This window comes from Binatus soli (SeqCode) (genome assembly GCF_050015535.1).
In the GTDB taxonomy this organism is placed as follows: Bacteria; Desulfobacterota; Binatia; order Binatales; family Binataceae; genus Binatus; species Binatus soli.
The window spans coordinates 1-12,686 of sequence record NZ_JBEKBF010000032.1 but is presented as its reverse complement, the minus strand read 5'-3'; the positions used below and the strand labels follow the sequence as shown (position 1 = coordinate 12,686).

14 protein-coding genes are annotated in these 12,686 nt (G+C 62.0%); 8 read left to right on the top strand and 6 right to left on the bottom strand.

Features of this window, described 5'->3' with window-relative positions:
- Positions 1 to 209 precede the first annotated feature (209 nt).
- On the top strand, positions 210 to 944 hold the full coding sequence (locus ABR989_RS17320; protein WP_428130566.1) for a YkgJ family cysteine cluster protein: 735 nt from the start codon (positions 210 to 212) through the stop codon (positions 942 to 944).
- Here the strand turns inward: ABR989_RS17320 and ABR989_RS17315 are convergent.
- From ABR989_RS17315 to pcnB, 3 genes are all read right to left on the bottom strand, one after another.
- Entirely contained in the window at positions 941 to 1,528 is a 588-nt protein-coding gene (locus ABR989_RS17315) for a peroxiredoxin (protein WP_428130565.1), read from the bottom strand. The genes ABR989_RS17320 and ABR989_RS17315 overlap by 4 nt on opposite strands.
- A gap of 61 nt (positions 1,529 to 1,589) precedes the next feature.
- Complete coding sequence (locus ABR989_RS17310) at positions 1,590 to 2,516, bottom strand: branched-chain amino acid transaminase (RefSeq protein WP_428130564.1); 927 nt, start codon at positions 2,514 to 2,516, stop codon at positions 1,590 to 1,592.
- A gap of 95 nt (positions 2,517 to 2,611) precedes the next feature.
- Positions 2,612 to 3,925: a polynucleotide adenylyltransferase PcnB gene (gene pcnB, locus ABR989_RS17305; protein ID WP_428130563.1), complete on the bottom strand. Its 1,314-nt coding sequence runs from the start codon at positions 3,923 to 3,925 to the stop codon at positions 2,612 to 2,614.
- Between the two features lie 144 nt (positions 3,926 to 4,069).
- On the opposite strand from pcnB, the gene ABR989_RS17300 reads away from it, so the two are divergent.
- The 4 genes from ABR989_RS17300 to ABR989_RS17285 all read left to right on the top strand — a co-directional run bounded on the left by ABR989_RS17300 (position 4,070) and on the right by ABR989_RS17285 (position 8,076).
- A complete protein-coding gene (locus ABR989_RS17300; RefSeq protein ID WP_428130562.1) occupies positions 4,070 to 4,600 on the top strand; it encodes a ferritin-like domain-containing protein in 531 nt (176 codons plus the stop codon).
- Between the two features lie 191 nt (positions 4,601 to 4,791).
- Positions 4,792 to 6,096, top strand: coding sequence for a cytochrome-c peroxidase (locus ABR989_RS17295; RefSeq protein WP_428130561.1), 1,305 nt, complete (start codon positions 4,792 to 4,794; stop codon positions 6,094 to 6,096).
- A gap of 46 nt (positions 6,097 to 6,142) precedes the next feature.
- Positions 6,143 to 7,291, top strand: coding sequence for a metallophosphoesterase family protein (locus ABR989_RS17290; RefSeq protein ID WP_428130560.1), 1,149 nt, complete (start codon positions 6,143 to 6,145; stop codon positions 7,289 to 7,291).
- Positions 7,292 to 7,320: 29 nt separating this feature from the next.
- Positions 7,321 to 8,076, top strand: coding sequence for a c-type cytochrome (locus ABR989_RS17285; protein WP_428130559.1), 756 nt, complete (start codon positions 7,321 to 7,323; stop codon positions 8,074 to 8,076).
- Positions 8,077 to 8,122: 46 nt separating this feature from the next.
- On the opposite strand, the gene ABR989_RS17280 is transcribed toward ABR989_RS17285, so the two are convergent.
- Together ABR989_RS17280 and ABR989_RS17275 are read right to left on the bottom strand one after the other, a co-directional pair.
- A complete protein-coding gene (locus ABR989_RS17280) occupies positions 8,123 to 8,572 on the bottom strand; it encodes a hypothetical protein (protein ID WP_428130558.1) in 450 nt (149 codons plus the stop codon).
- 202 nt (positions 8,573 to 8,774) lie between these two features.
- Entirely contained in the window at positions 8,775 to 9,374 is a 600-nt protein-coding gene (locus tag ABR989_RS17275) for a DNA glycosylase family protein (RefSeq protein ID WP_428130557.1), read from the bottom strand.
- Between the two features lie 578 nt (positions 9,375 to 9,952).
- Here ABR989_RS17275 and ABR989_RS17270 point away from each other — a divergent pair.
- Both ABR989_RS17270 and ABR989_RS17265 read left to right on the top strand, forming a co-directional pair.
- A complete protein-coding gene (locus ABR989_RS17270; RefSeq protein WP_428130556.1) occupies positions 9,953 to 10,243 on the top strand; it encodes a type II toxin-antitoxin system Phd/YefM family antitoxin in 291 nt (96 codons plus the stop codon).
- Positions 10,227 to 10,547 carry a type II toxin-antitoxin system RelE/ParE family toxin gene (locus ABR989_RS17265; RefSeq protein WP_428130555.1) on the top strand — a complete coding sequence of 107 codons (321 nt, stop codon included), beginning with the start codon at positions 10,227 to 10,229 and terminating at the stop codon, positions 10,545 to 10,547. Before ABR989_RS17270 ends, ABR989_RS17265 begins: the two co-directional genes overlap by 17 nt.
- 5 nt (positions 10,548 to 10,552) lie before the next feature.
- Here the strand turns inward: ABR989_RS17265 and ABR989_RS17260 are convergent, their stop codons facing one another.
- Positions 10,553 to 11,080 (bottom strand): CDP-alcohol phosphatidyltransferase family protein, encoded by a 528-nt coding sequence (locus ABR989_RS17260; RefSeq protein ID WP_428130554.1) that lies wholly within the window; start codon positions 11,078 to 11,080, stop codon positions 10,553 to 10,555.
- A gap of 72 nt (positions 11,081 to 11,152) precedes the next feature.
- Between ABR989_RS17260 and ABR989_RS17255 the strand changes: the two genes are divergently transcribed.
- Positions 11,153 to 12,130, top strand: a complete 978-nt coding sequence (locus tag ABR989_RS17255) for a DHHA1 domain-containing protein (protein ID WP_428130553.1) — start codon at positions 11,153 to 11,155, stop codon at positions 12,128 to 12,130.
- The last annotated feature ends 556 nt before the right edge of the window (positions 12,131 to 12,686 follow it).

Sequence of the window (12,686 nt, the reverse complement as noted above, 5' to 3'; positions counted from 1 at the left end):
ACCTTTCCTTTCTGCGTCCAAGCCACCGAAGCAAACGTCCGCTGATTACCCATCACCGCACCTCCTCATCCGCCACTCAACCAGTTCCTTTGTACACCAATCGATCAACTTATGCAGAGGTTCCCTAACGGGTGAAAAGATCATCCGGTGACTTATCAGGCTTGCATATCGGCGACCTGCTGATGGTCGTATCATAGCCGCTCACGCCGGTGAATCGTAAGAGCCCATTTTCGTACACCTGCAATGCGTGCGGGCGATGTTGCCATGACAAGGTAATCACGCTGTCGCCGTATGATGTGTTCCGGCTCGCGCGCGCCGCGGGCATCACGACGCGCGAGGCGGTCGATCGCTGCACGATTCGGCGCGGATCGATCTTGAAGTTCAACGACGGCGGCGCGTGCGCGGCGCTCGAAGGCCCGCGCTGCGGGGTCCATCGCGGACGCCCGCTCGCATGCCGGCTCTACCCGCTCGGAATTGAACATGATGAAGACGAACGGTTTGTGACGCTCGAGCCCGCGGCAGGCTCGCTTGGCGTGTATGGCATCGACGGTGACGTCAATGACTTCGTCGAGGCACAGGGCGTCGGATCGTATCTCGAAGCGAACGCGCGCTACGCGTCGTTGATAGCGGTCTTTCGCCAACGAATCGCGGCGACGGCCGATTTCGATCGAGTCGAGCCGCGCGAGTTCTGGCGGCGCGCCGTTCGCGAGGCGCTGGCCGAGTCAGTCTACGACGCGAATCCGCTGATCGACGCGATGTTCGATGCGGGCGGAATCGGATGCACCGCCATCGGTGATGCAGAAACGATCGCGGCGCATCTTGAACGACTTGCGGAGATGATTCGGTGCGAGTCGAATGCAGAGTTGCTCGCGGCGGCGGCGGTGATGCTCGCGGTGAGCATTGGGCAGGTGCCGGCCCCTGCGCATACTGACGCCGAGATTTAGTCGGAGGTTGGAGGCGCGGGCTTGGCTTGCGCGGGAGGGGCTGCGTTGGCTACGCCCAGGTCGTTTAGGATTTCGATCGCGTGGGTGGACGGATCGACGCTCGGATAGACTTTCAGGACCTTGCCGTTCTCGTCGATGACGTAGGTAATTCGCCGATCGAGGCCGAGGATCGGAATGCCGTTGGCGGCGCCGTAGGCGGTCGCAATCTTCTTGCCGGGATCGAGCAGGAGCGGAAAAGGCAGACGGTTTTTGCGGATGAAATCCTTGTGCGCTTCGGCCGAGTCGATGCTGCATCCGAGCACGACCAGGCCGGCGTTGGTGTAGCGCGCGTAGCCGTCGCGGAACGCGCACGCCTCTTTGGTGCATCCCGAGGTTTCGTCCTTGGGATAGAAATAGAGGATGACTTTTTTGCCGTGGAAATCGGCGAGCGAGACCGGGGCTTCAGTTTCGCCGGTAACCATCTGGGTGGTAAACGGCGGCGCGATCTGTCCTTCCTTGAGCAAATCGGCGCGAGCGATCCGCGGGCGTAGCGCGACGGCGACGACAACAACGATTGCGATTAGTGCGACGGTGAACATTTTCATGCGAGTCTCCCTCCTTTCGGGCTCAACTGCGAGCGCGGCTGGAAAGTTCCCGCGATGCAGATCAGATGTAGTATAGCCAGTCGCGGTAGCGCGGCTCGCGTCCGTGCAAAGCGGCCTGGAAGACCTGCTGCACCCGGGCTGTGATCGGGCCGGGCATCCCGGGGCCAATCTTGCGATCGTCGAGCTCGACGACCGGAGTAACTTCGGCGGCGGTGCCGGTCATGAAGGCCTCATCGGCGATGTAGAAGGCGTCGCGGGCGAAATACTCCTCGCGCACCTCGATGCCGGAATCGTGGAGAATTTTAATGACGGCGTCGCGGGTGATTCCCGCCAGCACCGACGTGAGCGGCGGCGTGCGCACGACACCGTCACGAACCACAAAGACGTTCTCGCCGCTGCCCTCGGCCACAAAGCCCTCGGTGTTGAGCAGCAGCGCTTCATCGTAGCCGTTGCGGCGGGCCTCATAGCCGGCGAGGATCGAGTTGACGTAGTGGCCGGTGACTTTAGCCGCGGGCATCATCGAGTTGTGATGGAATCGCACGAACGATGACGTCTTGAGCCGCACGCCTTTGGCGATGCTGTCCTGGCCGAGATAGGCGCCCCATGGCCACGCGGCGATCGAGACGCGAATTTTGTTGCCGCGCGCCGAAAGTCCCATCTCACCTTCGCCGAAAAACACCAGCGGCCGGATATAGCATTCGGCGAACTTGTTGATGCGCACGATGTCGGCGCATGCCTTGAGCAGTTCCTCCTGGCTGTAGGGGACGGTCATCTCGACGATGTGGCCGGAGTCGATGAGGCGGCGGATGTGCTCGCGGGCGCGGAAAATTGCGGACCGGCCGTCGTCGCACTTGTAGCATCGCATCCCTTCGAACACCGCCAGGCCGTAGTGCAGGCTGTGGGTGAGCACGTGAACGGTGGCCTCGTCGTACGGGACCATCGCGCCATCCATCCAGATTCGATCGGAGCGCAGCTTGTTCGCGGGCATAGTGGAGTCAAAAGTAATCGAAGCACAGTAGTTAGTCGATGGGGTGCCCCGCGCGGCATCGCGCGCGGCGAAGCGATCGATACCGTCGCGGGTAGCTAGTCGCGGCGAGTGGGATCCGGCGATGGAGGCGGCTTCAGATCGCCGGACGGCGCGGTGCCGCCGTGGTGCGGCCGGCGGCGGCGACGCCTGCGGCGGCGGCGTTCGCCACCGGGCGGATGCGCGGCGTCGGCACCCCCGCGGTCGGGCGAGGCGTGGCCGGGGCTTAGGCTGTCGTCGGGGTCGGCAAGGAATCGGAACATGCGGGTGGGATCGATCGAGTAGGTCGGCGCGGTCATCTCGAAGAACATCCGCGCGTCGGGAAAGTACGGCCGCCGCATCAGGCGCCGCGTGCGGCGAGTGGGCGCCGCGAGATTCTCGAAGGCCTCGAGTATCAGGCGCATTTGCTCGGTGTCGCCGCGCGCGAAGCCACGCGCGCGAAGCTCGCCGAGCAGATCGACGCGGCGGTCGGCGGCGCGGCGGTGCTCGTCGCGATACAGGTCGAGCATCAGGGTGGCCAGCACGATCGAATGATCGGGGGCAAATCCGCTTGCGACGGCGCGGCCCAAAGCGGCCATGTTGCGAACGATGGGCTGCTCGGCAAGCATGGCGCCGCGCGATTTCAGATGAGCGGAAAGAATCGGGATTGCGTACTCGAGCAATCCCATCTCTTCCATCAGGACGAGGGCGTGAGCGGCCTCGGGCTGGCCGAGCGTCTTGTAAGTTTCCTCGACGAGGCGCGGCACGGAGGCCTTGGCGAGATCGGCGCGATGACGCTCGATGGCGACGCGCGTGGCGGGCTCGATTTCGAAGCCGAGCTTGGCGGCGAATCGCACCGCGCGCATCATGCGGACGGGATCCTCGCGCATCCGCAACTCGGGGTCGCCGATAGTGCGGATCAATCGAGCCCTGAGATCGTCAACTCCGCCGGGAAAATCGATCACATGAAAATTTTGCGGGCTGTAGAACAGCGCGTTGACGGTGAAGTCGCGGCGAAACGCGTCTTCCTCGGGCGTGCCGAAAGTATTGTCGAGACGAATCAGCGGATCGTCGGTATCGGCGACGGCCTCGGCCTGGCGGCGGAAGGTGGCGACCTCGACATTCTGGCGGCCGAAGAAAACGTGGACCAGGCGAAAGCGCCGGCCTATCAGGCGCGAGTTGCGGAACAGCTCGCGGACCTGCTGGGGATGGGCCGAAGTGGCAACGTCGAAATCCTTGGGCTTGCGCGAGAGCATCAGGTCGCGCACGCCGCCGCCGACCAGGTATGCCTTGTATCCGGCGCCGGCGAGGCGATAGAGGACCTTGAGGACGTTGGCGTCGATATCGCGGCGCGAGATGGGATGCTCGGCGCGCTCAAGTATGCGGGGTTCCAATTCCGTTTGCCCGAATTCGCTCCAAAGCTAGCACGACGGCGCGCAGGCTTCATCGCCCCGGCGCGCGACGCGAAAGGACACGCGCCACCCTGCCCAAGAAGCGAGAAAAGGGCTACGCTCAACGATAACAAAGGAGACTGCTACATGGACAAGCTTCTAACCGACGTTAAAAAGATTCGCGAAAACGCCCGCAAACATATCGAAGAGGGCGCCGTAACGGAGGGCTACAAGGCGGACCGCCAGGAGGTGCTGAAAGTCCTCAACGGGGCGCTGGCGACGGAGATAGTCTGCGTGCTTCGCTACAAGCGGCATTACTACATGGCGCAGGGGATCAACTCCGATTCGGTCAAGGCCGAATTCCTGCAGCACGCCAACGAAGAGCAGCAGCACGCGGATTGGATTGCGGAGCGAATTACGCAGCTTGGCGGAGAACCCGACTTCAATCCCAAGGGACTCGCGGACCGCTCGCACGCGGAGTATGTCGAGGGCAAGACGCTGGTCGACATGATCAAGGAAGACCTGGTCGCCGAGCGGATTGCAATCCAGACGTATCAGGAAATCATTCGATGGCTGGGCGATGGCGATCCGACCACCAAGATACTGATCGAACAGATCAACAAGATGGAAGAAGAGCACGCCAACGACATGTCGGATTTGCTCAGCAAGATGAGCTGACTTTTCCGCTTCACGATGGGGACGCGGACGCGGTGCGATCGCGTCCGCGTCCCCGATTTCCGGCCGGCGCGAGTTGCGGGCTTGCGGCGATTTCGCGGCGCGGTTGACAAAGTCTTCGCGCCTGAATTATCTGGTATTTGACAGCGCGCGGAGCGTACCGCGCCGCAATCGGGCCACCGGAGAACGCCAGGATGAAGCCCGCACGCACGCTACTCCTCTCCCTTCTCGCCGCGACGGCGGTGGTCGCCTCGGTCACTCTGGTTGCTGCTCAAGGACCCGGTCCGCTAGCCGATCCCAAGTCCGAAAACCAGGCGGGTTTCCCGACCGATCTCTATTCGTGGGTGATTCCACCTGACAATCCGCAGACGCCGGCGAAGATTGCGCTCGGCAAGGCGCTGTTTTTTGACGATCGCTTGTCCGCGGACGGCAAGATATCGTGCGATCACTGTCACGCTCCCGCCAAGGGCTTCACCGATCAGCTTCCGACCTCGATGGGTATCCGCGCGCAGTTCGGCCAGCGCAACGCGCCGACGATCCTCAACGCGGTGTTCAACGTGACGCAGTTCTGGGACGGACGCGCGCCAACGCTCGAGGCGCAGGTCCAGGGCCCGGTAACCAATCCGGTCGAGATGGGTATGAAATCGACCGACGATGCGGTCGCGAAGATCAAGGCGATTCCCGAGTATCAGAAGCAATTCCAGGATGTGTTCGGGCACGACGTCACGTTCGCCGATATCGGGCGCGCGATCGCCTCGTACGAGCGTACGCAACTCGCATTCGATTCGCCGTTCGACAAGTTTATCGGCGGCGACCAGAGCGCAATCAGCGATTCGGCCAAGCGAGGATGGTCGATTTTCAACGGCAAGGGCCGCTGCATGTCGTGTCACGGATGGAATCCGACGCAGCCGCTGTTTACCGATCAAAAGTTCCACAACATCGGCGTGTCGGCGCATAACGCCAACTTCGTACCGCTCGCGCGCAAGGCGCTCGACACGCTCGGCAAGAGCGGCGGTGGCGAGCAGGAGATCGACAAGCTGGCCATCGGCACCGACATGAGCGGGCTCGGGCGTTTCCTGGTGACCAAGCAGCCGCATGATATCGGCGCGTTCCGCACCATGAGCTTGCGCAACCTGCTGGTCACGCAGCCGTACTTCCACGACGGCTCGCAGGTCACGCTGTGGGACACGATCGATCATTACAACAAGGGCGGCGTGCAGAACCCGTACCTCGACGGCGGGATCGTTCCGCTCGGCCTCAGCGAAGCGGAAGAGGACGACCTGGTCGCGTTTCTCGCCAGCCTGACCAGTCCCGAATACGCGCAGCCCGCCAAGGAGGAGTACGACCTGCAGTTCAAACGATCGCGCACCGACCGGCCGCAGCGCGATACCGCCGCCGCCAACGGCGACAAAGGGCACGGGCCGGGATTGGCGGGACCGTTTGGCGATATCGGACCGGCACAGACCAGTGAGAATCCGGCGCTGCTCGGTGGCGACTAACCTGACAAAGGAATTAACCTGACGAAAAATCAGAGGCAGGCGCGCGATGGCGGCTCGGCATAAAAGCGTCGAAACGAAATACATGGAAGATCGCGAGGCGGTCCTGCGCGGATTGCGCGGTCTCGACCGGCGGACATTTCTGAAAGTGTTGGCCGCGACGACCGGGGCGGTGATGGCGAAGAGCCTGATGCCGCCGCATTCGTTCCAGCTCGTCGAGGTAGCCAACGCCGCGCCCGACAAGACCGCCAGTGCGGCCGGGATGCCGGGCAAGCCGCCGTTCACCTTCGCGTACGTCTCGGACACGCATCTCTATCAGCGCACGCTCAACCAGCGTTTCGTGCGCGCGGCCGTCAAAGCGGTCGATGACGTGAACGCGCTCGATCCGCAGCCCGACTTCGTGCTGTTCGGCGGGGATCTGGCTCAGCTCGGGCGCCGCGAGGAGCTCGACCTTGGAATGCAGATCCTCGCCGAGGTGAAGGCGCCCGTGAAAATGATGGTCGGCGAGCACGACTGGTTCTACGACTTGGGCGACACGTGGCAGGAGATGTTCGGCCCGCCCAACTACTCGTTTGACTGGAAGGGCGTGCACGTCGTGGTGCTGATGAGCGTGCACGAGAAGGATTTCTGGACGGCGCGCAAAATGACGCCGGCGGAAAGGATGCATACGGTCGCGGGCCTCGACAACGGGATTCAGTCACGCTTCGAAGTCGGCGACGACGAGCGCAAGTGGCTGTCCGCCGACCTCGCCAAAGTGCCGCACACCACTCCGTTGCTGGTCTTCTCCCATTCGCCGCTCTACAAATACTACCGCAACTGGAATTTCTGGACCGATGATGCCGAGCAGGTGCAAACGATTCTGAAGCCGTACCAGCACGTGACGGTGATCCACGGCCATACCCATCAGATGCTCTATAACCAGATCGGGAACATCAGTTTTTACGGGATGCTCTCGACGGCATGGCCGTGGCCGTACGCTCCGACCGGGCTGCCGCCGTTGACTATTCAGATGAACCGGGCGGATCCGTTCGATCAGTTCGACGGATTGGGCGACGGCCGGATAAATGCGCGCGCCGACGGATTGGCGGACAAGATCTACAGCCTGTGGGATCGCAACCCGGTCACGGTGAAGGCCGACTACCTGGTTTCGCACGGCAAGACCGCGCGGCCGCCCGCGCCACAGTTCGCGAGCTACTGAGGGCGGAGAAAAACTTCCTCGAGGCGAATATGACCCGACGATCGATCGCATTGGCAACCGCCGCGGGATGTGCGGCGATATTCGCGGCCGTGGCGCACGCGCCGCGGCTTTGTGCGCAACAAGCGCCTCCCCTGCCTGTCCATCAAGTACCGGATTCGAAAAACGGCGGCACGGTCGTGATGCTCTGCGACGGCAAGACCAGCGTGGAAGTGAAAGGCCTCAAGCCGGGCGAGTCGATGACTCATGCGCAGGCAGTCGAGGTCACGCGCGAGTTGATGGCGCAATGGCAGCGCGAGCATCCGAACGAAAAATGGGAGATGGCTAAAACCGTCCAGTCGTCCCAGCCGATACCGGCTCCACCTCCCGCATCGGGCGCCGATGCCGCGGCCAAGGCAACGGGAGCGAAGTTGCAATCGAAGGGAACGCAGCAGGGCGACACCTATGCGAGCTTCACCGATCGCGATTACAAAGTTTGGAAGAACGAAACCGACAACTTCGTCGCGGAAGGGAAACAGCTCTTCCACGACGGCGCGGCAATCGGCGGCACGATTGGCGTGAGCTGCGACATGTGCCATCCGGACGCGTCGAATACGCATCCCGAGACTTATCCGAAATACCAGGTCCAGCTACAGCGCGTGGCGTTGCTGCGCGACATGATCGATTGGTGCATCGAGAATCCGGTCAAGGGCAAGGCGCTCGATCCCAACGATACGAGACTGCGCGCGCTCGAAGCCTATATCCTCGCGCAGCGCAAAGGCGTCGCGCTCGACTACGGCAAACACTGAGCGGTCATCTCGTCGGGCGTACATCCGCGCGCGGCGGATGCGGCCGTTAGCTGCGACGCTTATCGAGCCCGAGCAGCATCAACATCATGATCAGACGATCATTGCGCGGTTTGAGCTGCGGCGCCGTTTCCTTTTCGGCCAACATCTCGCGCAGCGCCGTATCGCCGAAGGCCTCGAACACGACCCGCTCGTCGATGCCAATTGAGAATCGCTGCGATGAAGCGTCGCTTGCCGGTAGCGGGTGCGCGACTGAAAACTGCTTCCACGGACTGATCGGACGGTTCCATAAGTGAAGATCGAGCGGAACACGATGGGGGACGCTAATTTGAGGACGTATCATCGGCGACGTTCGCATCCGCTCGAGCAATGGATTATTGAGTAACGGTAACGCCAGCAGGAGCACCACAGCTCCAAAAAGCGAAACCAATCCGATCATCGCCGCGTGCCAATTCCGCGTGTCGATACTGTCGGTGGGCAAATGCGCTTGCAGCTTCATCGCGTACCCGTCCTGGAGCCGGGCGAGAACCGTACCTCTTAAAGCGTAGGCCTATCTCCCCCTCCGGTATAGACTTCATCGCTTCGAAAAAGACCCGCGCTGCATTAGAACGGCTAATGTATTTTCTGCGCCAGCGGTAGAAGAGCCAGGCGCGCTCCGAGATCGCGGCGAGGTAGAACAGCGCGCCGCGCTGACGTTTCGCCTACAGCCTTATCTCCTTCTGCAGCCACGGAATCGGCTTGCGGCTGTGACGCCAGAAGAGATCCTCCCAGACATAATCAATCGCCACACTGGCATAATCGCCATACCTTTGGTTGAGGTCCCCGAGAATCTTGCGCACAGGCACTAACGTCTTGTTGTAAAGTAGTCGCGAATAGATTTTCTGCTGCCAGGGCGCAATATGGTCCAGGCGCGCGTAGCGGTGGCATGCGGGATACAATAGGATTCGTGCCGTTTCAGGCCCGACACCATAGAGTCTCAGCAACTTCTTTCTCGCCGAGTCCGGATCGAGAGTGCGCAGCTCCAGATCGTTCACAGTTCCGCGGGCGAAGTCATCGGAGAGCCTTTTCAGGAAGCGGGCCCTGTAGCCGACCTTCAGAGCCCTCAACTCCTCGTCTGAAACGTGGTCGAGATCCTCGGGTCGCCACATCGCGAACAGGCTCTTCGAGTCAAAACTGACCTTGGTACCGAATGCTTCGAGCAAGGCGTTCATCATCTGGACAGTTCGTCGCACGGTCGCGTTTTGCAGAAGAATTGCGATCACGAGTAATTCGTAGATGCTGTTTGCGCTCGAATCTCTCATCCCGCGCCATCTCCGCCACACACCCTGAATGCGACGGTCTTGCCGTGCGAGTCGCCCGAAAGCGCGGAGCTCCGTGTCGAGATCGAATCGCCAGACCAACTCGCGCCGCACGATTTCCCGATCGGGCGCCGTCACTTGTCTGTCGCTGAAAATGGACACGCGCAGTGCCGGTTCAGCGATCGACCCTCCATTTTCAATTCGCACACCGTAAAGACTCCCGCCCACGCGCAGTGTTTGCCAATACCTGTCAGGCTCCCACGCTTCCAATGGCGCGGGAAAGTGAGATGGCTTGTGGAACGTTCCGTCGAAGTGGAACGGAGCTGCCGGGAAAATCTGCGCAGCAGCGCGCTTCTGAAAGCTTCTTGAGCGCATCGACTTACTCCTTCCTACGGGGAATTGCGGGCGCGGTGGAAGAGCCAGGCGCGCTGGGAGATCGCGGCGACGTAGAACAGCGCGACCAGCGGCGCGAGGCCGCGCACGACTGCGGCAAGCATTGAGCCCCCTCGTCGGGCAGCTTTACAAAGCACCCTGAGGCTGATAACACCTAATTAGGTGCTGTACCGGGGGAAGTATTCGCCATGCTCGACATCACGAAGGATATCCAATCTCTGACAAATTTTCGACGCAAATCGGGCCAATTCCTTAAACAGCTCAAGAAGAGCAAGCGACCCGTGGTGCTGACCGTCAACGGCAAGGCCGAGGCAGTCGTGCAGGACGCTCAAGCCTATCAGCGGTTGCTCGATATCGCGGCCCGCGCCGACGTTTACGAGGCCATTCGGCAGGGCTTGGACGACATCGCCCACGGCCGGACGCGGCCTGCCCGTGAGGTATTCAGCGAGTTCCGCCGGCGCCATGGCTTATCTCGTTGAACTGACAATCCGCGCCGAGCAAGACCTCGACCACATATATGAGCTAATCTCGGCGGACGATTCCGCCGCCGCTGCTCTTTGGTTTTATGGACTCGAGACGGCGATCTACACGCTCCGTGCGCTACCCCGACGCTGCCCGATTATTCCCGAAAGCAAAAAGGCCAAACACGGGTTGCGGCATCTGCTCTACGGCTCGAAGCGCGACGTGTACCGCGTGATTTACGATATCGATGAACCGCGCAAACTGGTTCGTGTTGTGACGATCCGGCACGCAGCTATGGATGAGTTTATCGAAGAACTGTGACCGCGTCAGCGCGAGCGGTAGAAGAGCCAGGCGCGCTCGGAGATCGCGGCGACGTAGAACAGCGCGATCAGCGGCGCGAGACCGCGCACGATCGCGCCGGCAAGCGCCGGCGGCGGTGAAATCGCAAGCGCGATCACGAGCGCATAGTTGATGATCCCGCCCCAATGACCGAGCCGGCTCCGTACCGGTCCCGCCGCGCGCTCTGCGATCACGGCCGAATCGATCGCGTACTGGCTGAACGAAAGCGCGATGAGGATCGGGATGTAAAAAGGTATCGCGCCGGCCGCCGCCTCGCAAAAGGCCGCCGCCAGCACGAACGTCACATCCGCAACTGCGTCGAGCCATCGCCCGCTCCCGCTCGCGACGCCCAGCCGCCGCGCGATTCGCCCGTCGATGAAATCGCTGGCCGCGGCAACTATCGCGACTATCGCGAATGCCGGCCGTCCCTGATGCCCATGCGCCGCCATCCCGATCCAGATTGCGGCCAGCGCGAATCTGAGCGCGCTCAGGCCGTTGGGTATCTGCGCGAGCATCACGGCCCCGCGGCCGCGGCGGTGTTTTGGTGTTTCGCTCGCGAGAGCCGAATGCTCTACAATCGTTCCCTTATGCCCGGAAAAACTTCCCGCACGATTCAGGTCGTCAGCCACGGTCCGTCATGCCTCGACGGAGTGATGGCGGCGGCCGCGGTGGCGCGCTTTTACGATGGCCATAATGTCTTCACGACGCTGGCCGGCAACAACGACGCCGACCACGTAATACAGAATCTGACGCTCAAGTCCGACGACGCCGGCATCGAAAACGAAATCTGGATCACCGATTTGTCCTGGAACTCACCGGCGACCGGCGCGCATCTGGTGGAGTTGAGTGAGCGGGGCGCACGGATTTACTGGATCGATCACCATCGCACCGCAGTCTCCCGCGCCGATGCCCCCGAGTTCAAGGCGCCGTTCGCCGGCAAAGTTCTAAGCGAACAATATTCGGCGGCGCGCCTGACCTTCAATTTTCTCAAGCGAATGGGGCGCGACCTTCCCGATCGTCAGCGCGCCGAGTTCGAGGCTTTCCAGCCCTTCGTGATGATAGCCGACGATCACGATCGCTGGATTCACAAAATTCCCGAGTCTTCCGAATGGGCGCTCGCCGTGCAGACGCTCGGCGGAGCTTCGTCGTATCGCGAAATCCTGAAACTGCGCGAGCCGCGGATGAGCCGCAAGCTGCGCGCCGCGTTCGAGTCGGGTCAGGATGCGATGCGCCGCAGCGTCGAATTGGCCCACGCGACGATGGTCGATCGCCCGCTCGACAATGGAATCACGGTGCGGACGGCGTGCTGCTTCGGCTACAGCAGTGAAGTCGCGGCGCATCTCTACAAGGGACAGACTCGCACGGTCGTTGCGCTGTTCGATCTGCGAAGCCAGGGCGTCAGCCTGCGGCGCAGCTCCGACTGCGAGGTCGATTTGTCGATCCTCGCACAGCATTACGGCGGCGGCGGTCACGCCGCGGCGTCGGGCTTCGCGCTTCCCGATTTGCGCCGTCTTCCGGCCGAGCGGCTGGCCGAAATTCTTGGCGATCAGCTCGAGCAGGGATGAGCAGGGGTGAGCAGGGGTGAGCAGGGGTGAGCAGGGGTGACCCCTGCACCCAGTGTTAAGGCCGCGCTCCGTTGTCGCGCGCGGCCCCTGGCCGTTGGCACGGCTGGCCAGCCCGTGGGCACGGGTAGCCAGTATTAAGAGACCGCGCGCCGTTGGCGGCGGCATGAAGGAAGAATCACCTGCGCGGTGGGCGGTCGCGGCGGCGACGGCGCAGTGAGAATCGCGAGATACGCGCAGCGCGTCTCTCGCTCTCGGCCGTGGGAGATAAAGATGCATCCTGCGGATTTTTCGATTAACGGTGGGCAGGGGTAACCCATTGTATCTTAGTGAGGAAGAAGAAAGATGCGGGCTTCGCCCTGTTAGAAGGGAGTAAGAGAAGAGATGCGGCTGCTGTTTGTGTCATCCCGAGCGGAGTCTGCGGAGCCGAGGGACCCCGGGTCTGGTGCAGGGGGAAAGAGCTAGGGAACCTCTGCACAGGTGGTTGAGCGCAGATCGTTTGGAAAGTGAGTCATGAAAAGTATCGCTGGAGGTGAGAACTCTGTAACGGTTGTTGCGC

Coding starts and splice junctions, on each gene's coding strand:
- ABR989_RS17290 (WP_428130560.1), top strand. CDS start 6,143: ATGGCGGCTCGGCATAAAAGCGTCGAAACGAAATACATGGAAGATCGC.
- ABR989_RS17270 (WP_428130556.1), top strand. CDS start 9,953: ATGCTCGACATCACGAAGGATATCCAATCTCTGACAAATTTTCGACGC.
- ABR989_RS17275 (WP_428130557.1), bottom strand. CDS start 9,374: ATGAGAGATTCGAGCGCAAACAGCATCTACGAATTACTCGTGATCGCA.
- ABR989_RS17255 (WP_428130553.1), top strand. CDS start 11,153: ATGCCCGGAAAAACTTCCCGCACGATTCAGGTCGTCAGCCACGGTCCG.
- ABR989_RS17265 (WP_428130555.1), top strand. CDS start 10,227: ATGGCTTATCTCGTTGAACTGACAATCCGCGCCGAGCAAGACCTCGAC.
- ABR989_RS17260 (WP_428130554.1), bottom strand. CDS start 11,080: ATGCTCGCGCAGATACCCAACGGCCTGAGCGCGCTCAGATTCGCGCTG.
- ABR989_RS17315 (WP_428130565.1), bottom strand. CDS start 1,528: ATGAAAATGTTCACCGTCGCACTAATCGCAATCGTTGTTGTCGTCGCC.
- ABR989_RS17280 (WP_428130558.1), bottom strand. CDS start 8,572: ATGAAGCTGCAAGCGCATTTGCCCACCGACAGTATCGACACGCGGAAT.
- ABR989_RS17310 (WP_428130564.1), bottom strand. CDS start 2,516: ATGCCCGCGAACAAGCTGCGCTCCGATCGAATCTGGATGGATGGCGCG.
- ABR989_RS17300 (WP_428130562.1), top strand. CDS start 4,070: ATGGACAAGCTTCTAACCGACGTTAAAAAGATTCGCGAAAACGCCCGC.
- ABR989_RS17295 (WP_428130561.1), top strand. CDS start 4,792: ATGAAGCCCGCACGCACGCTACTCCTCTCCCTTCTCGCCGCGACGGCG.
- ABR989_RS17285 (WP_428130559.1), top strand. CDS start 7,321: ATGACCCGACGATCGATCGCATTGGCAACCGCCGCGGGATGTGCGGCG.